The sequence below is a fragment of the Pseudomonas chlororaphis genome, assembly GCF_001921865.1.
Taxonomy (GTDB): Bacteria; Pseudomonadota; Gammaproteobacteria; order Pseudomonadales; family Pseudomonadaceae; genus Aquipseudomonas; species Aquipseudomonas chlororaphis_D.
In genome coordinates, this window is sequence record NZ_MSCT01000002.1 from 38,568 (window position 1) to 60,480 (window position 21,913).

The 21,913-nt window shown below is 62.2% G+C and carries 20 protein-coding genes; 10 read left to right on the forward strand and 10 right to left on the reverse strand.

All coding sequences use genetic code 11. The features are described from left to right. Positions 1–139: 139 nt before the first annotated feature. Together gabT and BTN82_RS00440 are read left to right on the forward strand one after the other, a co-directional pair. Positions 140–1,417: a 4-aminobutyrate--2-oxoglutarate transaminase gene (gene gabT / locus BTN82_RS00435; RefSeq protein ID WP_075117219.1), complete on the forward strand. Its 1,278-nt coding sequence runs from the start codon at positions 140–142 to the stop codon at positions 1,415–1,417. A 151-nt stretch (positions 1,418–1,568) separates the two neighbouring features. Next, positions 1,569–2,783 (forward strand): HDOD domain-containing protein, encoded by a 1,215-nt coding sequence (locus BTN82_RS00440; RefSeq protein WP_075117220.1) that lies wholly within the window; start codon positions 1,569–1,571, stop codon positions 2,781–2,783. A gap of 88 nt (positions 2,784–2,871) precedes the next feature. On the opposite strand, the gene BTN82_RS00445 is transcribed toward BTN82_RS00440, so the two are convergent. After that, complete coding sequence (locus tag BTN82_RS00445; protein WP_075117221.1) at positions 2,872–3,864, reverse strand: GGDEF domain-containing protein; 993 nt, start codon at positions 3,862–3,864, stop codon at positions 2,872–2,874. Positions 3,865–4,106: 242 nt separating this feature from the next. Next, positions 4,107–5,291 carry a delta-9 fatty acid desaturase DesA gene (gene desA / locus BTN82_RS00450; RefSeq protein WP_075117222.1) on the reverse strand — a complete coding sequence of 395 codons (1,185 nt, stop codon included), beginning with the start codon at positions 5,289–5,291 and terminating at the stop codon, positions 4,107–4,109. Between the two features lie 145 nt (positions 5,292–5,436). Between desA and dibA the strand changes: the two genes are divergently transcribed. The 6 genes from dibA to BTN82_RS00480 all read left to right on the forward strand — a co-directional run bounded on the left by dibA (position 5,437) and on the right by BTN82_RS00480 (position 11,870). Further along, complete coding sequence (gene dibA / locus BTN82_RS00455; RefSeq protein ID WP_075117223.1) at positions 5,437–7,356, forward strand: phosphodiesterase DibA; 1,920 nt, start codon at positions 5,437–5,439, stop codon at positions 7,354–7,356. Positions 7,357–7,655: 299 nt separating this feature from the next. Beyond that, positions 7,656–7,838: a sulfur starvation response protein OscA gene (gene oscA, locus BTN82_RS00460; protein ID WP_009041629.1), complete on the forward strand. Its 183-nt coding sequence runs from the start codon at positions 7,656–7,658 to the stop codon at positions 7,836–7,838. Positions 7,839–8,012: 174 nt separating this feature from the next. Beyond that, positions 8,013–9,023 carry a sulfate ABC transporter substrate-binding protein gene (locus BTN82_RS00465; protein ID WP_075117224.1) on the forward strand — a complete coding sequence of 337 codons (1,011 nt, stop codon included), beginning with the start codon at positions 8,013–8,015 and terminating at the stop codon, positions 9,021–9,023. Between the two features lie 152 nt (positions 9,024–9,175). Continuing rightward, positions 9,176–9,994: a sulfate ABC transporter permease subunit CysT gene (gene cysT / locus BTN82_RS00470; protein WP_007921521.1), complete on the forward strand. Its 819-nt coding sequence runs from the start codon at positions 9,176–9,178 to the stop codon at positions 9,992–9,994. A gap of 13 nt (positions 9,995–10,007) precedes the next feature. Beyond that, entirely contained in the window at positions 10,008–10,877 is an 870-nt protein-coding gene (gene cysW, locus BTN82_RS00475; protein WP_075117225.1) for a sulfate ABC transporter permease subunit CysW, read from the forward strand. A gap of 3 nt (positions 10,878–10,880) precedes the next feature. After that, positions 10,881–11,870: a sulfate/molybdate ABC transporter ATP-binding protein gene (locus BTN82_RS00480; protein ID WP_075117226.1), complete on the forward strand. Its 990-nt coding sequence runs from the start codon at positions 10,881–10,883 to the stop codon at positions 11,868–11,870. Between the two features lie 70 nt (positions 11,871–11,940). Here the strand turns inward: BTN82_RS00480 and BTN82_RS00485 are convergent, their stop codons facing one another. Further along, entirely contained in the window at positions 11,941–12,465 is a 525-nt protein-coding gene (locus BTN82_RS00485; RefSeq protein ID WP_075117227.1) for a DUF962 domain-containing protein, read from the reverse strand. Positions 12,466–12,567: 102 nt separating this feature from the next. Between BTN82_RS00485 and BTN82_RS00490 the strand changes: the two genes are divergently transcribed. Continuing rightward, positions 12,568–13,254, forward strand: coding sequence for a Crp/Fnr family transcriptional regulator (locus BTN82_RS00490; protein WP_075117228.1), 687 nt, complete (start codon positions 12,568–12,570; stop codon positions 13,252–13,254). Positions 13,255–13,360: 106 nt separating this feature from the next. Here BTN82_RS00490 and BTN82_RS00495 read toward each other — a convergent pair whose 3' ends face one another. After that, positions 13,361–14,365, reverse strand: a complete 1,005-nt coding sequence (locus BTN82_RS00495; protein ID WP_075117229.1) for an AraC family transcriptional regulator — start codon at positions 14,363–14,365, stop codon at positions 13,361–13,363. Positions 14,366–14,465: 100 nt separating this feature from the next. Between BTN82_RS00495 and BTN82_RS00500 the strand changes: the two genes are divergently transcribed. Then, positions 14,466–15,539: a fatty acid desaturase gene (locus tag BTN82_RS00500; protein WP_075117230.1), complete on the forward strand. Its 1,074-nt coding sequence runs from the start codon at positions 14,466–14,468 to the stop codon at positions 15,537–15,539. 184 nt (positions 15,540–15,723) lie between these two features. Here the strand turns inward: BTN82_RS00500 and BTN82_RS00505 are convergent, their stop codons facing one another. The 6 genes from BTN82_RS00505 to BTN82_RS00530 all read right to left on the reverse strand — a co-directional run bounded on the left by BTN82_RS00505 (position 15,724) and on the right by BTN82_RS00530 (position 21,867). Next, the gene (locus BTN82_RS00505) at positions 15,724–17,016 is read right to left on the reverse strand and encodes an amidase (protein ID WP_075117231.1); all 1,293 of its coding nucleotides are present in this window, start codon (positions 17,014–17,016) and stop codon (positions 15,724–15,726) included. 119 nt (positions 17,017–17,135) lie between these two features. Further along, entirely contained in the window at positions 17,136–17,900 is a 765-nt protein-coding gene (locus tag BTN82_RS00510; protein WP_075117232.1) for an amino acid ABC transporter ATP-binding protein, read from the reverse strand. Between the two features lie 10 nt (positions 17,901–17,910). After that, positions 17,911–19,008 carry an amino acid ABC transporter permease gene (locus BTN82_RS00515; RefSeq protein ID WP_075117233.1) on the reverse strand — a complete coding sequence of 366 codons (1,098 nt, stop codon included), beginning with the start codon at positions 19,006–19,008 and terminating at the stop codon, positions 17,911–17,913. Between the two features lie 10 nt (positions 19,009–19,018). Beyond that, a complete protein-coding gene (locus BTN82_RS00520; RefSeq protein WP_075117234.1) occupies positions 19,019–20,197 on the reverse strand; it encodes an amino acid ABC transporter permease in 1,179 nt (392 codons plus the stop codon). Between the two features lie 63 nt (positions 20,198–20,260). Then, positions 20,261–21,292 (reverse strand): amino acid ABC transporter substrate-binding protein, encoded by a 1,032-nt coding sequence (locus BTN82_RS00525; protein ID WP_075117235.1) that lies wholly within the window; start codon positions 21,290–21,292, stop codon positions 20,261–20,263. 161 nt (positions 21,293–21,453) lie between these two features. Continuing rightward, on the reverse strand, positions 21,454–21,867 hold the full coding sequence (locus BTN82_RS00530) for a VOC family protein (RefSeq protein WP_075117236.1): 414 nt from the start codon (positions 21,865–21,867) through the stop codon (positions 21,454–21,456). Positions 21,868–21,913: the final 46 nt, after the last annotated feature.

Here is a 21,913-nt window from a genome sequence, read left to right on the forward strand (position 1 = left end):
TTTGCGCCGTTTCACCGATTGAATTTTCTCTGTGGCCGGTAACCCTGTGGCAGTCGATCATCGCATGCTGTCGCAGTTCGTCTTCCCGCCGCGTCATCCTTGAACCACGCCGACCGATGAGCGGCGAATGAGGACTGTAATGAGCAAGACTAACGCTGACTTGATGGCCCGCCGTGTTGCCGCTGTTCCACGCGGTGTAGGGCAGATTCACCCGATCTTCGCCGATTCCGCGAAGAACGCCACGGTAACCGACGTTGAAGGTCGTGAGTTCATCGACTTCGCCGGCGGTATCGCCGTGCTCAACACCGGCCACCTGCACCCGAAAATCATCGCCGCGGTGACCGAGCAGCTGAACAAGCTGACCCACACTTGCTTCCAGGTCCTGGCCTACGAGCCTTACGTGGAACTGTGCGAAAAAGTGAACGCCAAGGTGCCTGGCGATTTCGCCAAGAAAACCCTGCTGGTGACCACCGGTTCCGAAGCCGTGGAAAACTCCGTGAAGATCGCCCGTGCCGCCACTGGCCGCGCCGGCGTGATCGCCTTCACCGGCGCCTACCACGGCCGCACCATGATGACCCTGGGCCTGACCGGCAAGGTCGTGCCGTACTCGGCCGGCATGGGCCTGATGCCAGGCGGCATCTTCCGCGCGCTGTACCCGAACGAGTTGCACGGTGTGAGCGTCGACGATTCGATCGCCAGCATCGAGCGCATCTTCAAGAACGATGCCGAGCCTAAAGACATCGCCGCGATCATCATTGAGCCGGTGCAGGGCGAAGGCGGTTTCTACATCGCGCCCAAAGAGTTCATGAAGCGCCTGCGCGCCTTGTGCGACCTGCACGGCATCCTGCTGATCGCCGACGAAGTGCAGACCGGCGCTGGCCGTACCGGCACCTTCTTCGCCATGGAACAGATGGGCGTCGCCGCCGACCTGACCACCTTCGCCAAGTCCATCGCGGGCGGCTTCCCGCTGGCCGGTGTCTGCGGCAAGGCCGAATACATGGACGCCATCGCTCCAGGCGGCCTGGGCGGCACCTATGCCGGTAGCCCGATCGCCTGCGCCGCGGCCCTGGCCGTGATGGACGTGTTCGAGGAAGAGCACCTGCTGGATCGCTGCAAGGCTGTCGGCGAGCGTCTGGTGACCGGCCTCAAGGCCATCCAGGCCAAGTACCCGGTGATCGGCGAAGTGCGCGCCCTGGGCTCGATGATCGCGGTCGAGCTGTTCGACGACGGCGACTTCCACAAGCCGAACGCCGCTGCCGTGGCTGCCGTGGTGGCCAAGGCACGCGACAAGGGCCTGATCCTGCTGTCCTGCGGCACCTACGGCAACGTGTTGCGCGTGCTGGTTCCGCTGACCTCGCCGGACGAGCAACTGGATAAAGGCCTGGCGATCATCGAAGAGTGCTTCTCGGAGCTCTGATCCCGCAGGGGCCTGGTTGCCTGTGAGCCGATCGACAAAAAACCCGCTACGGCGGGTTTTTTTATGCCGGGCTGCCCGTTCGAGGGCATTTGCGCTGTATGGATCGGTCGGCTTTGACTAAGGTGCAGGGATTGCCCAAGGAGCGTGCTGCATGACTGCTGTGGATTTACCCGCTGTACCGCGAGTGTTGATTGCCGAGGCGGACCCCTGGGCACGCGACTTGTTGAAACAGGTGTTGCTGAACGTACGTTGCGATGCCCGGCTGGATGTCTGTGCCGACGGTCAGGAAGCCCTGCAGCTGCTGGCCGAAAAACCCTACGACCTGGTGATCGCCGACTGGGAATTGCCCGGCGTCGATGGCCTGGGCGTGCTGCGCAGCGTGCGCCAGCGCAAGCGCAATCCGGTGTTGCCCTTTATCCTCCTGAGCCATCGCAGCGACAGCGCCAGTGTGCGCGAAGCCTTGCCGCTGGCGCCGACGGCCTACCTGACCAAGCCGCTGGACATGGACGGCCTGACCCAGCGCTTGCAGGACCTGCTGCTGGACGCTGGCCAGGAAGTGTCGTGCGAGGTTCCGGCCCTGGCGCCGGGCATGACCTTGTGGACCTTTCTCGAACGCCGTCGCGATCAGGCCGACGGTGCGCCGTTGCTCACCGATGTGCAGCTGGCGGTGAAACGCAGCCTCAACCCCGACGGCCTCGACCTCAAGTTGCTGGAAGAGGAAGTGCGTACCGATCCGCAGATCACCGCGGTGTTGATCGCCGCGGCCAACAGCGCCGCCCAGCACCATGGCAGCGCCGTGCAGACCCTGCCTCAGGCCCTGCACCGGCTGGGTTCCGGGCAGAGCATGAACCTGATCCTCGGCCTGACCCTCAAGCGCAGCGCACACCTGAACGATCCGGCGCTGGCCGACTATGCCGAGCGTTACTGGGACCTGTCGCTGCACACCGCGGAATATGGGCGGACCCTGGCCCGGCTGCTGGATCTGGACCAGGAGCGCTGCTATTGCGCGGGCATGCTGCATCGCCTGGGGGACCTGGCGTTGCTGCGTTGCCTGCAAGAATGGAAGCAGGCCGGCGGCGCGCTGGACGACATGGAAGAAATTGGCGACGCCCTGGCCCGGTTCGGCGCCGGCTACGGTTCGGCCTTGCGCACCCGCTGGCGCCTGCCGCTGGAGTTGCGCGATCTGATTGCCTCGGTCTACCTGCTGGGCGGTGGGGTTTATTCGCGCGAGGCGCTGGTGATGAACCTCTCCGCCCAGCTCGCCCGCCTGCAGCCCTCCGAGGGCCTCGAAGAACTGGCCAGCAGCAAGACCGCGCGGCTGCTGAAGATCGGTCTGCCGGAGCTGGTTCGCCTGCGCAAAGGCTGATCGCGAGCAAGCTCGCTCCTACAGGTACGTGGATAACCTGTAGGAGCGAGCTTGCTCGCGATACCGGCGCCGCGCCCCTCGCGGCAACCTACCCCGAAACGATCCGGTTCTTGCCCTGGCGCTTGGCCTCGTACATCGCCGCGTCGGCGCGGGCGAACAGGCTGTCGAGGTTTTCGTCGTCGGCGGTGAGGCTGGTCAGGCCCTGGCTGACGGTAATGCTGAACGGCTCCTCGCCATGGCTGAAGACCAAGCGCTGGATTTCCCGTTGCAGGCGCTCGGCGACCTGGCGCGCCATGTCCGGGGCGCAGCCGGGGAAGATCGCGGCAAACTCCTCGCCGCCGATCCGTCCGAACAGGTCGCCGCGGCGCAGGGTGGCGCGGCCGGTCTCGGCGATACGTTGCAGGACGTTGTCGCCTTCGGGGTGGCCGTAGGTGTCGTTGACCACCTTGAAATCGTCGATGTCCAGCAACAGGAAGGCCAGCGGCGTGCCTTGCAGGCGCGCCTGCTCGAATTCCTGGTTGGCGCACTCGAAGAAGTGCCGGCGGTTGCTGCTCTGGGTCAGGACGTCGGTGGTGGCCAGGCGTTGCAGCTCGGTTTCCAGCTGCTTTTTCTCGGTGATGTCTTCGGCGAGGCCGACGATGATCACCGGGTCCCCCGGCTCGGTATTGCGATTGATGAAGCACTTGTCGCTGAGCCAGCGGATGTCGCCCTGGGCGTCGATGATCCGGTACTCGCGGTCTTCCACCGCGCCTGTTTCCAGCACCTGGGCCAGGCTGCGCTCGGCGTATTCGAGGTCGTCGGGGTAGATGCTGTCGCGCCACTCGTTGAAGTCGGCCAGCAGCAGGCCCGCGGAGCGACCGAAGATGCGTTCGTACGCCGGGCTGACATACAGCACCTGGCGGGTTTCCCAGTTGAATGCCCAGAGCACGGCATTGACGCTCACCAGCAAGGAGCTGAACAGCTGTTCGCGCTCCGTCAGCCGGGCGACCTCGCCCTGGGCGTGCATCAGCGCCATCAGGGTTTGTGCGGCCTCGGGCCACTGGGGAAACGCGGATGGGAGTTGTGGGTTCTTGTTGACCATCGGCACAGATCTCGAAACGCACGCCGCTGGACAAATGCAGCGGTCACGCAAAGCCCGCCTGGATGGCGAAGTGTTGCTTGAGATAGGGGATTGGCGATGAAGTTCCCGTTGGCCGTGGCCGGGAAGCAGGCTCCCGCTGGGCGGTCACTCCGCCGGGGGGAATCCCTTGAAAACCGGGGCCTGGCGGCCAGGTCCGCCCGCCACGGCCGGTGAGGCGCAATGGCGGGGCGGGGGGCTTGGCGTCAGGCGTTGGCGGGGCGCAGCGAGTAGGTCTTCAGCTGGTTGGCGAAGTCGCGCAGCGATTGGATCCCGCTGGCCTCGGCTTCGTGGACCCAGTCCTTGATCGCGGCCAGCATGTCGTGGCCGTTGGAACTGGTCTTGGCCCAGATCTGTTGCAGCGCCAGGCGTTTTTCGTAGATCACTTTCAGTGCCTGGCTGTGCTCCAGCATGTTCTGGATACGCGCATGGTGGCGCTCTTCCAGCAGGCTGGTTTCCCGCGACAGCAGGCGCTTGGCGCGATGGAACTGGTGGCGCACCGAGTGATCGACCTTGTCCAGCTCCTGCTTGACCAGCGGCGCGATCACCAGCTTGCGGTACTGCGCCATGATCTGGAAGCGGTTGTTGAGGATCGCCATCGCCGTGTCCATGTCCAGGTGGCCCTTGCCTTCGACCCGGTGGGCGATCGGCGCCACGCGCTGCACCTTGGCCAGGCGCAGGAAGCTGAACACCTTGATCCAGGCCCAGCCCAGGTCGAACTCCCACTTCTTCACCGACAGCTTGGCCGAGTTGGGGTAGGTGTGATGGTTGTTGTGCAGTTCTTCGCCGCCCACCAGGATGCCCCAGGGCACCAGGTTGGTCGCCGCGTCGCGGCACTCGAAGTTGCGATAGCCGACCGCATGGCCCAGGCCGTTGATCACGCCGGCGGCCCAGAACGGAATCCACATCATCTGGATCGCCCAGATGGTGATGCCGATGGTGCCGAACAGCAGCAGGTCGATCACCGCCATCAGCGCCACGCCGCCCAGCTTGTAGCGCGAGTAGAGGTTGCGCTCGATCCAGTCGTCCGGGCAGTTCTTGCCGTAGATGCGCAGGGTTTCCGGGTTCTTCGCCTCTTCGCGATACAACTCGGCCCCTTTGCGCAGCACCGTGGACAGGCCCTTGATCACCGGGCTGTGGGGGTCGTCCTCGGTTTCGCATTTGGCGTGGTGCTTGCGGTGGATGGCGGTCCACTCGCGGGTGTTCTGCGCCGTGGTCAGCCACAGCCAGAAGCGGAAGAAATGTTTCAGGCCGGCATTGAGCTCCAGGGAGCGATGGGCTGAATAGCGATGCAGGTAAACCGTGACGCCCACGATGGTGATGTGGGTCATGACCAGGGTGACTGCGACCAGTTGCCAGGCCGACAAGCCAAGAAAACCTTCGTACCACATAGGCTGTAGGGCCCTCGATAAAGAAAAAACAGCAGTCGCATTATCACCAAGCGGACACAGAAAACCAGTCGCCCTTTCAGATAAGAGTGGCGAGATGTTTCTTCCTCTATAATCCCAAGTTTTTCGTAAGGACATTGACGACCTTATGTCGGTTTCTGCTCGCGACGCTCTGCGTGCCGCCCTGCTTTATTTCTTGCTGTCTGTGGCGTGGTTGCAGTTCAGTGGTTATTTATTGAACAGTTTCTTCGATGAATCGAACGAGCTGGCGCGCTGGCAGCAGATCAACGGGTATGCCTGGGCCCTGGTCAGCGCCGCCTTGATCTTCGCCGCGCGGGGCCGTTTGTTGCGTGTGCTGGGGGCCGACGCCTGGCTGCATCACCGCCGAGAGGACCGCGAGCGCCTGCGCCAGGCGGCCGCCGTGTTCGATTGCACCCGCGAAGGGGTACTGGTCAGCGACCGCCGCGGCAAGATCGTCCATGTGAACCGAGCCTTCATGGAGATCACCGGTTATCAGCGCGACGAGGTGCTGGGGCACCAGCCGAGCCTGTTCAAGTCCGGGCACCACAGCGCGGATTTCTATCAGTCGATGTTCGACACACTGAAGGCCACGGGCGAATGGAGCGGCGAGATCTGGAACCGGCGCAAATGCGGCGAGATCTACCCGCAGTGGCAGACCATCCGCGCCATCCACGATGACGACGACCAGCTCAGCCACTATGTCGCGGTGTTTTCCGACATCAGCGCGATCAAGGACTCCGAGCACGAACTGGCCCACCTGGCGCACCACGACCCGCTGACCGACCTGCCCAATCGCCTGCTGTTTACCGACCGGGCCGAGCAGGCCCTGGCGTCGGCGCAGATCCACAAACGCGGCTGCGCGCTGCTGATGGTCGACCTGGACCATTTCAAGATGATCAACGACAGCCTCGGGCACAACGTCGGCGACCGTCTGCTCAAGGCCGTGGCCCAGCGCCTGCAAGGCATGTTCGGGCCGGGCATCACCCTGGCGCGGCTGGGCGGCGACGAGTTCGCCGTGCTGGTCGAAAGCTGCGCCCAACCGGGGCAGGCCGCGGTACTGGCGCAGCGCATCATCGACGGCCTGAAGCAGCCGTTCCTGATGGACGACAACCAGCTGTTCATCAATGCCAGCATCGGCATCAGCCTGTTTCCCAGCGACGCCCTGAGCGCCGAGCAACTGTTGCGCAATGCCGACACGGCGCTGTTCAAGGCCAAGAGCGCGGGGCGCGACAGTTACGCGCTGTACACCGAGGAACTGACGGCCCACGCCCAGCAACGGGTCGAGATCGCCTTCGAGTTGCGCCGCGCCCTGGAGCAGCAGGAGCTGCGGGTGTTCTACCAGCCGGTGCACGACCTCGCCGGCGGCCGTATGGTCGGCGTCGAGGCACTGGTGCGCTGGCAGCATCCGCAGCGCGGCCTGGTGCCGCCCGGCGAGTTCATTCCGATTGCCGAGCGCACCGGGTTGATCGCCGAGGTCGATGCCTGGGTCATGCAGCAGGCCTGCCGACAGATGTGCCAATGGCTGGCGGAGGGCGTGGCGCTGTCCTTTGTCGCGGTGAACGTGTCCAGCCGCCTGTTCGCCCGGCGCGAGCTGTACCAGCAGGTGGCGCAGGTGCTGCACGACACCGGCCTGGACCCGGCCTACCTGGAGCTGGAAGTCACCGAAAGCGCGGTCATGGAAGACCCCGAGGTGGCCCTGGAACAGATGCATCGCCTGCGCGAGCTGGGGCTGCGCCTGGCCATCGACGACTTCGGCACCGGATATTCCTCGCTGCTGCGGCTCAAGCGCCTGCCGGTGCAGAAGTTGAAGATCGACCAGGGCTTCGTCGCCGGCCTGCCGTGGGACGAAGACGACGCGGCGATTTCCCGGGTGATCATCGCCCTGGCCCAGAGCATGGGCATGCAGGTGCACGCCGAAGGCATCGAGCAGGTGGAGCAGGCGCGGTTCCTCCTCGACCAGGGCTGCGACCTGGCCCAGGGCTACTGGTTCGGCCGCCCGGTGCCGGCCGAACGGCTGGAGTGGGGGCGGGCGCCGGAGATCCGTTGACCCCTTGCCGGCATGGATTCCATCCCTGTAGCCGCTGCCGCAGGCTGCGCCAGGACCGCAGGTCCTCCATCATCCTCATGACTGCCGCGGCCGTTCCGGCCGATCGCAGCCTGCGGCAGCGGCTACAGGGTTCTCGGCGTCTGAAGTGACGCAACCCCGCGCCACGGCAAATAATTTTTTCTGGTTATATAAACATTCTTAAATAGTATTTTTAAGAATATCCGCGCCTATCTACTATTGCCCTCACGCCACAAGCAGTGCCGCCACTGCCGGGGCACATCTCATTCAGGAGCAGCACCATGAGCGCATCTCTTCGTAGCGTTGACGGCCAGGACGAACAAACCATCTTGCGCGAGATTCAAAGCGCATTGCGCGACCTGCGTTTTGGCGCGGTGGAAATCACCGTGCACAACGCCCAGGTCGTGCAGATCGAGCGCAAGGAAAAATTCCGCCTGCAAAACCCCGGCAATAAACCGAGCTGAATTCCGCGTCACCCTCTCGGGCTCTTCGCAGGAGCCCGCAGAGGCCCGACTGGACCACCGGAGGGCGTCTTCATGACCCCCAGCAATGATTGCCCCAGCGTTCGTTCGCGAATGCGGGCCTGATTCGCCATAAGAAAAATGCCAGCACACTAAAAAATTTTCGGGAGCTCCATCATGTCGTCGATTCGCCGTTATGCCCTGGCCGCCCTCGCCAGCGCCGTTTTTGCCGGTTCCGCCGTTGCCAAGGATTACGAGTTGCTCAACGTGTCGTACGACCCGACCCGCGAGCTGTACCAGGACTACAACGCCGAATTCACCGCCTTCTGGAAAAAGGAGCACCCGGGCGACAACGTCAAGATCCAGCAATCCCACGGCGGTTCGGGCAAGCAGGGCCGCGCGGTGATCGACGGCCTGCGCGCCGACGTGGTGACCCTGGCGCTGGCCGGCGACATCGACGAAATCGCCAAGCTCGGCAAGACCCTGCCGGCCGACTGGCAGAAACGCCTGCCGGACGCGAGCACGCCTTACACCTCGACCATCGTGTTCCTGGTGCGCAAGGGCAACCCCAAGGGCATCAAGGACTGGGGCGACCTGATCAAGAAAGATGTGTCGGTGATTACCCCGAACCCGAAAACCTCCGGCGGCGCCCGCTGGAACTTCCTCGCGGCCTGGGCCTACGGCCTGAAAGCCGGCGGCAGCGAAGCCAAGGCCCAGGAATACGTCAAGGAACTGTTCAAGCACGTACCGGTGCTGGATACCGGCGCTCGCGGTTCGACCATCACCTTCGTCAACAACGGCCAGGGCGACGTGTTGCTGGCCTGGGAGAACGAAGCCTTCCTGGCCCTGAAGGAAGACGGCGGCGCCGACAAGTTCGATATCGTCGTGCCTTCGCTGTCGATCCTCGCCGAGCCGCCGGTGGCGGTGGTGGACAAGAACGCCGAGAAAAAGGGCAATACCGAGATCGCCGAGGCCTACCTCAAGCACCTGTACAGCCCGGCCGGCCAGGAAATCGCGGCGAAGAACTTCTATCGTCCGCGGGACAAGGATATCGCCGCCAAATATGCCCAGCAGTTCCCGAAACTGGACCTGGTGACCATCGACAAGGACTTCGGCGGCTGGAAAACTGCCCAACCCAAATTCTTCAATGACGGCGGGGTGTTCGACCAGATCTACCAGGCGCAGTAAGCAGCATTAACCACCGAACTGTAGGAGCGAGCTGGCTCGCGAAGAACGCAAGGGCACCGCAATCGTTCAGAATGCACGCGGTATCGTTGACGAGCTTCGCGAGCAAGCTCGCTCCTACAGTAGTGGTCACTATCCGCTAACCAAGGACTTTTATGTCGCGTCGTATCTCCCCCGTCATACCCGGCTTCGGGCTGACGCTGGGCTACACCTTGGTGTACCTCAGCCTGATTGTGCTCATACCCCTGGCGGCGATGTTCGTGCACGCCGCCCAACTCACCTGGGATCAATTCTGGGCCATCGTTTCGGCGCCGCGGGTGTTGGCCGCGCTCAAGCTGAGCTTCGGCACGGCGCTGTACGCGGCGATCATCAACGGCGTGATCGGCACGTTGCTGGCCTGGGTGCTGGTGCGCTACAGCTTTCCCGGACGCAAGATCATCGACGCGATGATCGACCTGCCGTTCGCCCTGCCCACCGCCGTGGCCGGTATCGCCCTGACCGCGCTGTACGCGCCGACCGGCCTGGTCGGCCAGTTCGCCACCGACCTGGGTTTCAAGATCGCCTACACCCCGCTGGGCATCACCCTGGCGCTGACCTTCGTCACCCTGCCGTTCGTGGTGCGCACCGTGCAGCCGGTACTGGCCGACATCCCCCGGGAAGTCGAGGAAGCCGCCGCCTGCCTCGGCGCCAAGCCCTGGCAGGTGTTCCGCCATATCCTGGTGCCGGCGCTGCTGCCGGCCTGGCTGACCGGTTTCGCCCTGGCCTTTGCCCGGGGCGTCGGCGAGTACGGTTCGGTGATCTTCATCGCCGGCAACATGCCGATGAAAACCGAGATCCTGCCGCTGCTGATCATGGTCAAGCTCGACCAGTACGATTACACCGGCGCCACCTCCATCGGCGTGTTGATGCTGGTGGTGTCCTTTGTCCTGTTGCTGCTGATCAACCTGCTGCAGCGGCGCATCGAACGACCTTAAGGAGGCGCGAACCATGTCCCAATCGTCTATTGCGGCCTCTTCGGTCAACGCTGCCCGTCGTGGCAGCCCGGCTGCGCGGCGGGTGCTGATCGGCCTCGGCTGGCTGGTGTTCGCCCTGTTCCTGCTGCTGCCACTGTTTATCGTGGTGTCCCAGGGCCTGAAGCTTGGTTTCGGCGCGTTCTTTGCCGCGATCTTCGAGCCCGATGCGCTGTCGGCGCTGAAGCTGACAGTGATCGCGGTGCTGATCTCGGTGCCGTTGAACCTGGTGTTCGGCGTCAGCGCCGCCTGGTGCGTGAGCAAATACAACTTCCGCGGCAAGAGCATCCTGGTGACCCTGATCGACCTGCCGTTCTCGGTCTCGCCGGTGATCGCCGGCCTGGTCTACGTGCTGATGTTCGGTGCCCAGGGCCTGTTCGGCCCGTGGCTGTCGGACCACGACATCCAGATCGTCTTCGCCCTGCCGGGCATCGTCCTGGCGACCATCTTCGTCACCGTGCCCTTCGTCGCCCGCGAGCTGATCCCGCTGATGCAGGAGCAGGGCACCCAGGAAGAGGAAGCCGCCAGGCTGCTGGGGGCCAACGGCTGGCAGATGTTCTGGCACGTGACCGTGCCGAACATCAAGTGGGGCCTGATCTACGGCGTGGTGCTCTGCACCGCGCGGGCGATGGGCGAGTTCGGCGCGGTGTCGGTGGTTTCCGGGCACATTCGCGGGGTGACCAACACCCTGCCGCTGCACGTCGAGATCCTCTACAACGAGTACAACCACGTCGCCGCGTTCGCCGTCGCGAGCCTGTTGCTGATCCTTGCGCTGTTCATCCTGCTGCTCAAGCAGTGGAGCGAATCCCGAATCAACCGCCTGCGCGCCAGCGCCGCGGAGGAATAATTCATGTCGATCGAAGTCCGTAACGTCAGCAAGAACTTCAATGCCTTCAAGGCCCTGAACAGCATCAACCTGGACATCCAGAGCGGCGAGCTGGTAGCGCTGCTGGGCCCGTCCGGCTGCGGCAAGACCACCCTGCTGCGGATCATCGCCGGCCTGGAGACCCCGGATGCCGGCAATATCGTGTTCCACGGTGAGGACGTCTCCGGCCACGACGTGCGCGATCGCAACGTCGGTTTCGTGTTCCAGCACTACGCGCTGTTCCGTCATATGAGCGTGTTCGACAACGTTGCCTTCGGCCTGCGCATGAAGCCGAAAAACCAGCGTCCGAGCGAAAGCCGGATCGCCGAGAAGGTCCACGAGCTGTTGAACATGGTGCAGCTGGACTGGCTTGCCGACCGCTACCCGGAGCAGCTGTCCGGCGGCCAGCGCCAGCGTATCGCCCTGGCCCGCGCCCTGGCGGTGGAGCCCAAGGTGCTGCTGCTGGATGAACCGTTCGGTGCCCTCGACGCCAAGGTGCGCAAGGAGCTGCGGCGCTGGCTGGCGCGGCTGCACGAAGACATCAACCTGACCTCGGTGTTCGTCACCCACGACCAGGAAGAAGCCATGGAAGTGGCCGACCGCATCGTGGTGATGAACAAGGGCGTGATCGAGCAGATCGGCTCGCCGGGCGAGGTCTACGAGAACCCGGCCAGCGATTTCGTCTACCACTTCCTCGGCGACTCCAATCGCCTGCACCTGGGCGAAGACAACCATGTGCTGTTCCGCCCGCACGAAGTGTCGCTGTCGCGCTCCGAACTGGCCGACCATCACGCCGCCGAAGTGCGCGATATCCGTCCGTTGGGCGCCACCACGCGGGTGACCCTGAAGGTCGAAGGGCAGAGCGAGCTGATCGAGGCCGAAGTGGTGAAGGACCATGACAGCCTGGTCGGGCTGGCCAAGGGCGAGACGCTGTTCTTCAAGCCCAAGGTCTGGCAGAAAGTCGCCAATATCTAAAAGCATTGCGGGCAAGTCGGATCGCCGCCCGCTCGCTCCCGTAGGAGCGAGGCTTGCCCGCGATAACGATCTAAATGGCAGCGCGCTTCGGATTGACCCGCACACCCCCCGCCCGCGCTTCGATCTCCTGCTTGAGCGCCTGGCGCAGCCCGAGCATGAACGCCAGTTCCGCCACCACGAACAACGGCCCGACGATCAGCCCCGAGACATCGTCGACGAAGGCCGGCTTGCGCCCTTCGTAGTAATGGCCGACGAACTGGATCGCCCAGCCGACCACGAACATGCCCACGCCGCTGGCCAGCCAGACCGGGGTGCTGTATTGCGCCAGCGCCTGCCCGGCCCACACCGACAGGCCCATCAGCACGCTCATCAGCACACCCAGGCGCAGTTCCAGGCGCAGGTAGAACCAGCACGACGCCAGGGCCAGCAGCACCGCCGGCGACAGCCATAGGCCGGCGACCGGCCAGGCCGGGCGCGACAACAGTACCGCCACCGCCACCACGATCAGCGGAATGCCGATAAAGTGGCTGGCGATATTGCGCGGATCTCGATGGTAGGCGGCGTATTGACTGAGATGGTCGACGAGGCTTTTCATTGTTGTTCCTCCTGTAGGGTGATCGAATCATGCCCTGTGCCGGTCGCCGGTTCTGTCGGCTAGGCGACAATCGGCGCGCGGCCCGTTTGGATAAAACCATCGATGAATATGCAGGTCTGGCGCGAGCGCCTGATAAGCGGCCAGTGGTTCAGCCACTTGCCCGCTGATTTACAGAATAGTTTGCTGGGCAGCGCCCGTCTGCGCGTGCTGGGCCCGGGCCAGCGCCTGTTCCAGCGCGGCGATCCGCCTTGCGGCCTGTATGCGGTGCTGGAAGGCACGGTGCGCATCGGCGCGGTCAGCGAAGAGGGCAAGGAAGCGCTGCTGAGCCTGGTGGAAGCGCCGCACTGGTTCGGCGAGATCTGCCTGTTCGACGGCCAGCCGCGCACCCACGACGCCTATGCCGTGGGCCAGTGCGCGCTGCTCAACGTGCCGCACACGGTGCTGCTCGAATTGCTCGACGCGCACCCGCAGTACTGGCGACAACTGGCGCTGTTGATGAGCCACAAACTGCGCCTGACCTTTATCAACCTCGAACAGTTGAGCCTGATGCCGGCCCCGGCGCGGGTGGCCAACCGGCTGTGGATGATCGCCCGCGGCTACGGCGAGACCGACACCCCGCGCCGGGTCCTGCACCTGCCCCAGGAGCAGTTGGCGCTGATGCTCTCGCTGTCGCGCCAGACCACCAACCAGATCCTCAAGGACTTGCAGGGCCAAGGCATTCTCAAGCTCGGTTACGGCGAGATCGAGATCCTCGACGAAGATCGGTTGCGGCTCCTGGCCGGGGGGTGACCTGCAGATCGCTATCGCGAGCAAGCTCGCTCCTACAGGTACATAAATAACCTGTAGGAGCGAGCTTGCTCGCGATGAGGCCGGCACTGCCAACGCCAATCCCGGCCTAACGCAACCCATCGCGAAACTGCCCCGGGGTCATCCCGGTCCAGCGCTTGAAGGCGCGGCTGAAGCTGCTGGCGTCGGCGAAACCCAGCAGGTAACTGATCTCGCTCAGGGAACATTGCGGGTCGCGCAGGTGCAGCAGGGCGAGGTTTTCCCGGCATTCGGCGAGCAGGGTGTCGAAGCGGCAGCCTTCGTCCGCCAGGTGCCGTTGCAGGCTGCGCAGGCTCAGGTGCAGGGCCTGGGCCACGCGCTCGGCCGAGGGTTCGCCTTCCGGCAACTGGGCCTCGATGACCCCGCGCACCTTGCGCTCCCACGTCAGCGGTTGCAGCTGGGCCAGGGTGCGCTTGAGCACCGCCTCGTTGTGTTCGGCCAGCTCCGGGTTGGCGTCGTCCAGGTGGCTATCGAAATCGTGCAGGCCGAATTCCAGGCGGTCCTCGTCGGCGGCAAAAAACACCGGTGAGCGAAACACCGTATGCCACGGCTTGGGGTCGGCCGGCTCGGCGCGCCGCAGGTACACCGCCAGCGGCGCGTAGTCGCGGCCCAGGCGGTTGCGGCAGGTGCGCACGTAGATCGCGACGAAGGCGTCGATGGCCTCCGGCGCCGGCTCCGGGTTGCCCTCGGGGACCTTCAGGCGAAAGCGATAGCGGTCCTCGGTGCGGGTCAGTTCCAGCTCCAGGGCGTCACTGACCACCTGGTGGTAACGCACGATGCGCTCGAACACTTCCCGCAGGCTGCCGCTGGCCACCAGCGCATACCCCAGGGCATGGAAGGTGGTCGGGCTGACGAAGCGCGAAACCCGCAGGCCGATGGCCGGGTCGCCGCTGGCCTGCACCGCCAAGTGCCACAGGCGGGTGGTGCCCGACAGCGGGTAGCGGGCGTTGGGGTCGTCCATCAGTTGCGGGTCGAGCCCGGCCTGCTGGCACAGGGCGTTGCTGTCCAGGCCCAAGGCATCGAGCTGCTTGCGCAGGGCGCGGGTCCAGCTGGCGAGGGAAGTGGGTTCGGTCATGGCGGTTGGCGCGTCCGGTCAACAGGTTGGCGTCCGCGGCTAGCGCCCGGCGCACGGGCGCAGGGCAGGATGCGAACATCAATAACCAGAGGATGGAAGCATGCACGGTACTTCTGCAAGTCCCGACCGGCTGAATGCACAGCAACGATCGGCGCATATTCGTGAGGTGGTGCTGGCCAGGGGCGTCGAGCTGCGCGAGCGCTACCCCGTGCTCAAGCATCAGGACGCCCTGGGCGCGGGCATCCTGGCCTTGGCCCTGGCCGGGATGTGCGGTTCGGCGCTGCTCTATGTCGGCGGCTATATGGCCTGGTGGGCGTGCCTGTTGTTGAACGCATTTTTCGCCTCGCTGACCCACGAGCTGGAACACGACCTGATCCACAGCATGTATTTCCGCAAGCAGCGCATCCCCCACAACCTGATGCTGGGCCTGGTCTGGCTGGCGCGGCCGAGCACCATCAACCCGTGGATTCGCCGCCATCTGCACCTCAACCACCACAAGGTCTCCGGCACCGAGGCCGACATGGAGGAGCGCGCGATCACCAACGGCGAGCCCTGGGGCCTTGCTCGCCTGCTGATGGTCGGCGACAACGTCATGTCGTCGCTGATCCGCACCCTGCGGGCCAAGACCTGGGCGCACAAGCGCAACATCCTCAAGCGCACGCTGAAGGTCTATGCGCCGCTGGCGCTGTTGCACTGGGGCGCCTGGTACGTGTTTCTCGGTTTCCACGCCGTCAATGGCGTTGCCGCGTTGCTGGGCGCGCCTATCGACTGGTCGGCCAATACCCTGGCCGTGATGCAGGTGATCGATATCGCCGTGGTGGTGATCATCGGTCCCAATGTGCTGCGCACCTTCTGCTTGCACTTCGTCAGCTCGAACATGCACTACTACGGCGACATCGAAGCGGGCAACGTGATCCAGCAGACCCAGGTGCTCAACCCCTGGTGGCTGTGGCCGTTGCAGGCGTTCTGCTGCAACTTCGGCAGCACCCACGGCATCCACCATTTCGTGGTCAAGGAACCGTTCTACATCCGCCAGCTGACCGCGCCGGTGGCGCACCAGGTGATGGCCGAGATGGGGGTGCGCTTCAACGATTTCGGCACCTTCGGCCGGGCCAACCGTTTTACCCGCAAGGAGCTGGAGGCACCGCAGGAGGCGAGGGGAGTCAGGGCGTGATGTAGCGGTGTTGAGGGCCAATCGCGAGCAAGCTCGCTCCTACAGGTACATGGATAACCTGTAGGAGCGAGCTTGCTCGCGATGGCGGTTGACCGGCCACCATCAATCCGGCTGAAACGGCGACGTGCTAAGGACCACCCCGATTTCCTCCGCATACCGCTGCCAATGGCCGCGCATTCCGAGTTCAACCGATTAGCCGGCCCCCCCTCAGCACCGCATCAACCTGCTCGGCAGCTTGTATCAGGGTGCTGTCGTTTCTAAATCCTCCAACCATTTGAAGTCCTACCGGAAGTGCCCCTGTTTCCCGAACCAGAGGAATATTGATTTGAGGCAATCCAAAGGCCATCCAAAACTTGATGAAATCGGAAGGCCCGGTAGCTCCAAGGCCCAATGGGGCGACGATGCCACAGCTCGCGCCTAAGACGGCGTCAAAAGGCTTGAATATCTCTTCCAAAACGGTGGCCAACTTTGCTAAACGCCTTTTTGCCGCTGACTCTTGCTCCCAGGTTGTTAGGCTAGCGCGCTCGAACATTGCTAACAGTTCTACGCTCAGTTTGTCCGGATGCATTTTTAGTTCTGTGGAGAGAGATCTGGCTCCCTCGCAATCGTTTATTATTTGATGGTCATCAAATACAGTGGAAAACTCCTCGGGCAGCAGTACCTCGCTCACTTGATGTCCTGCCGATCGCAGAGTTTCTACAGCGGCTTCCAGTGATTTGGCCACATCCTTGTCCATCTGATCCCAACGGGCCGTACGACAAAATCCGAACGACCGTAAACGGCTTTCATGAGTGCGCTCCGGAAAACCGGGAATCAAGACTCGAGCGATCAGGTCCAGGTCACGAACGGAGCGGCCATACCAGCCCACCGTGTCGAAGCTTGGTGCTAATGGTTTTACCCCCTCAAGAGAAACCAACCCATACGAAGGCTTGAAGGCATAAAGTCCACAATAGGATGCGGGTTTTATCAGTGATCCTGCCGTCTGTGTTCCCAAGGCAACCGGGAAAAAACCAGCAGCCATCCCCGCTGCCGATCCGGCACTGGAACTTCCAGGCGTTCTGTCTAGATCATGTGGGTTGTGGGTGGGGCCGGTATGCATGTAAGCAAATTCGGTGGTGTGGGTCTTACCCATAATGACTGCCCCAGCCTGGCGCAGGAGTGAGACGACATGCGCATCCCGCGATGGGCAGTTGTCATCATAGATCGGAGAGTAAAAACGGGTGGGATGATCCACAGTGTCATAGTTATCTTTGATCCCCACTGGAACACCTTCCAGGAGACCTTTTGTTCTAGTCGTTGTTAATTGGCTAGCTTGAGCCCGCACCCAGTCGGGGGCGAATGAAACGAAAGCATTTATGCTCTGCTCTCGCGACTCAACACGTTCAAGAAAATATTCGACTACCGTCTCTTTGCTCACGACATCCGAACGTACCAGTTGCGAAATGGCAGTTGCATCAAAATTACTAAAATTATGCATATTGTTCCTTTGGGCCACTGATAACCCGACGACTAATTAAATGGTTGTCTTGTAGCCAACTGATGGAGTTTCGAGTTCCATCTCCAATAGGGGGTCGGCCACTATGTGTATTCGGTTATTCAGTGCAGGATCTGGCTCAGGAACAGCCTGGTGCGGTCGTTCTGCGGGTTGTCGAAGAAGTCGTTCGGCGCGGCCTGTTCGACGATTTCGCCTTTGTCCATGAAGATCACCCGGTTGGCCACGGTACGGGCGAAACCCATTTCGTGGGTCACGCAGAGCATGGTCATGCCGTCTTCGGCCAGGCCGATCATGGTGTCCAGCACCTCCTTGACCATTTCCGGGTCGAGGGCCGAGGTCGGCTCGTCGAACAGCATGATCTTCGGTTTCATGCACAGCGCGCGGGCAATCGCCACGCGTTGCTGCTGGCCGCCGGAGAGCTGGCCCGGGTACTTGTTCGCCTGCTCCGGAATGCGTACGCGCTCCAGGTAATGCATGGCGATTTCCTCGGCCTTGCGCTTGGGCATCTTGCGCACCCACATCGGCGCCAGGGTGCAGTTCTGCAGGATGGTCAGGTGCGGGAACAGGTTGAAATGCTGGAACACCATGCCGACTTCGCGGCGGATCGCTTCAATCTGCTTGAGGTCGTTGGTCAGCTCCACGCCATCGACCACGATGCGGCCCTGCTGGTGTTCTTCCAGGCGGTTGAGGCAGCGGATGGTGGTGGACTTGCCCGAGCCCGAAGGCCCGCACAGGACAATACGCTCGCCCTGCCTGACATTGAGGTTGATGTCCTTGAGCACGTGGAACTGGCCGTACCACTTGTTCACGCCCTGCATCTGAATAATGCCTTCAGGGCCCACAGGCTTTTTGATTGCTTCGCTCATCGAGAAACTCCTAACGCTTGTGGCCAGTGTCGAGCTTGCGTTCCAGATGCATGGAATAGCGCGACATACCAAAACAGAAAATCCAGAACACCAGGGCGGCGAACACGTAGCCTTCGGTGGCCATGCCCAGCCATTTCGGATCGGCGGCCGCTTGCTTGACGCTGTTGAGCAGGTCGAACAGGCCGATGATGATCACCAGGCTCGTGTCCTTGAACAGGGCGATGAAGGTATTGACGATGCCGGGAATCACCAGCTTCAGGGCTTGCGGCAGTATCACCAGGCCCATGGCGCGCCAGTAGCCCAGGCCCATCGCCGCGGCGGCTTCGTACTGCCCCTTGGGAATCGCCTGCAAACCGCCGCGCACCACTTCGGCGACATAGGCCGACTGGAACAGGATCACCCCGATCAGCGCCCGCAGCAGCTTGTCGAAGTTCATGCCTTCGGGCAGGAACAGCGGCAGCATCACCGAGGACATGAACAGCACGGTGATCAACGGTACGCCGCGCCAGAACTCGATGAAGGTCACGCAGACCACGCGAATGGCCGGCATGTTCGAGCGCCGCCCCAGGGCCAGCACGATGCCCAATGGCAAGGCGCCGGCGATGCCGACGGTGGCAATCACCAGGGTCAGCATCAGGCCGCCCCATTGGCTGGTCGCCACGTTGCTCAGGCCGAAATGCCCACCGTGCAGCAGGGTGTAGGCAACGATCGGGTACAGCACCAGGAAGCCCAGGCCGTAGATCGCCTTGCGCGCAAAGCGCGAGATGAACAGCGGCGCCACGCCGATGACCGCCAGCCACACGGTCAGGTCGACGCGCCAGCGCAGCTCGCTCGGGTAGTAGCCGTACATGAACTGGCCGAAACGCTGCTGGATGAACACCCAGCAGGCGCCTTCCTTCGTGCAGTCGGCGCGGGTGGTGCCGACCCAGTTGGCGTCGAAAATCGCCCAGCTGAGAATCGGCGGCACCACCAGCCAGATCAGGTAGAAGGCGAACAGGGTCAGCAGGGTGTTGAGCCAGCTGGAGAACATATTGGCCCGCATCCAGGCCAGCACGCCGATGCTGCTGCTCGGCGGGGGCATGTCGGGTTTGAAGGTATGGGTACTCATGCGCGTTTCCTCACCGCTCGATCAGCGCAATGCGCTTGTTGTACCAGTTCATCAGCAGGGAAATGCTGATGCTGATCGCCAGGTACACGCTCATGGTGATGGCAATGACTTCGATGGCCTGGCCGGTCTGGTTGAGCACGGTGCCGGCGAACAGCGAAACCATTTCCGGGTAGCCGATACCGGCGGCCAGGGACGAGTTCTTCGCCAGGTTCAGGTACTGGCTGGTCAGCGGCGGAATGATCACGCGCAGGGCCTGCGGGATAATCACCTTGCGCAGCGTCGGGCCGTTGCGCAGGCCCAGGGAACGGGCCGCCTCGGTCTGGCCGTGGCTGACCGACTTGATCCCCGAACGCACGATCTCGGCGATGAACGCCGCGGTGTAGACGGTCAGGGCCAGGGTCAGGGCCAGCAGTTCCGGGATCAGCACCCAGCCGCCGACGAAGTTGAAACCCGCCAGCTTCGGCATTTCCCAGTGCACCGGGACGCCAAAGACCAGCATGCACAACGCCGGGATCGCCAGGAACAGCGCCAGCCCGGCCCAGAACTTGTGGAACGGCACGCCGGTCGCCTCGAAGCGCCGGTTAGCCCAACGAGCCATCAGCGCAATAGCGACGATGGCCACGACGATGCTCGCCACGAACGGCCAGAACCCTTCGGCCATCAGGGCCGCCGGCATGTTCAGGCCGCGGCTGCTGACAAAGAAGGTGTCGCCGAAGTTATGGCTGTTGCGCGGCCCCGGCATGGTCAGGAACACCGCGAAATACCAGAACAGAATTTGCAGCAACGGCGGAATGTTGCGGAACACTTCCACATACACGGTCGCCAGTTTGCTGATGATCCAGTTCTGCGACAGACGCGCCACCCCGATGATGAACCCGAGGATGGTCGCCAGGATCACCCCGATGAACGTCACCAAAAGGGTGTTGAGCAAGCCGATCACGAAGACCCGGGCATAACTGTCCGCTTCGGTGTAGGCGATCAGGTGCTGGGCGATGCCGAAGCCGGCGCTGCGCTCGAGGAAGTCGAAACCGGAGGTGATGCCCCGGTGCGCAAGGTTGGTTTGAGTGTTGTTGAACAGGAACCAGCCCATCGCGACCACCGCGACAACGGTGAAGGTCTGGAATAGCCATGCACGTACACGTGGATCTGTCAGGGAAAATCTATTGGGTAGGACGATATGATTTTGCATGAAGTGCCCCAGTGAAAATGCTTTGGAACAACCCTGGCAAAAATATTGCCAGGGCAGGATTGATCAGCGCACTGGAGGTGCGTACTGGATACCACCCAAGTTCCACAGCGCGTTCAGCCCACGGTCGATTTCCAGCGGAGTGCTCTTGCCGAGGCTCTTCTCGAACACTTCACCGTAGTTGCCGACTTGCTTGACGATCTGTACTACCCAGTCCTTCGGCAGCTTCAGGTCCTTGCCGTACTCGCCGTCAGCACCCAACAGACGGGCAACGTCCGGGTTCTTGGTCGACTTGGCTTCTTCAGCGACGTTTTTGGAAGTGATGCCCGCCTCTTCAGCATTGAGCATTGCGTAGCCAACCCAGCGAACGATCGCTAGCCACTCGTCGTCGCCATTACGCACGACCGGGCCCAGGGGCTCCTTGGAAATGGTTTCCGGCAGAACCACATAATCCTTCGGCGAAGCCAGTTTGCTGCGCTGTGCATACAACTGGGACTTGTCGGAGCTCAGTACGTCGCAACGACCGGACTCCAGCGACTTGGCGCTTTCATCGGAGGTGTCGAAGGTGATCGTGGTGTACTTCAGGCCGTTGGCTCGGAAGTAGTCGGACACGTTCAGCTCGGTGGTGGTGCCGGCTTGAATACAGATGGTTGCCCCATCCAGTTCCTTGGCACTTTTCACGCCCAGCTTGTTGTTGGCCAGGAAGCCCACACCGTCGTAATAGGTGATGAAACCAGGAAATTTCAGACCCATGCCCGAGTCTCGAGAACTGGACCAGGTGGTGTTGCGCGACAGTACGTCGATTTCGCCTGACTGCAGGGCGGTGAAGCGCTCCTTGGCGTTCAATTGGCTGAACTTCACTTTGGTCGCATCGCCGAATACCGCGGCGGCCACGGCGCGGCAGACGTCGGCGTCTATACCAACAATCTTGCCCGTGGAATCCGGAACGGAGAAACCTGGCAACCCATCGGAGACGCCACATTGAATGAAACCTTTCTTCTGAATGGCATCCAGCGTGGAGCCTGCCAAGGCTGCACTGCTAGCCCCGATCATAGGCACTACAGTTAGTGCGATCCGGGTAAGTTTGAAAATATTCATTTCAATACCTCAAGTTTGTATGCCGTTGTTGTTTTTGTCAGGAGCTTGAGTTTTGTCGAGTTCTGGCAGTTGCTCGATGAATTAACCGGATGAGTTAATCCTGGTGTTAGTCATCCCTTGAAGAATTGATATTTACGGAAGTTGCAATGCTGGGAAGAATTTCAAGTTGCGTAAACTAATTCCAGATTATTGAAACCTTTTATCTCAATAGGATTTCCGGCGGGGTCCAGGAAGAACATGGTCGCTTGTTCACCGGCCTCTCCTGGAAAGCGGATATTAGGTGGGAGAACAAACTTCATGTCGGCCTTGATCAAGCGGTCTTTTAAAACAAGCCAATCTGACATTTTCAGGATCACTCCAAGATGAGGCATCGGCACCATGTGGTTGCCAACCTTGCCTGTATTAGTCACAGGAAATGGTTCGCCCAAGTGCAGCGATAACTGATGCCCGAAAAAGTTGACGTCTATCCATGTATCGGTGCTACGACCCTCCTCACAACCCAGCAAATCACAGTAGAACTGGCGGGAAAGCTCCAAGTCGCGGACGTGATAAGCAAAATGAAAAATCGACTGCATAGGGGCGCTCCTAAAAACACCAATGAGTGGAAATGACTGTGCCGGA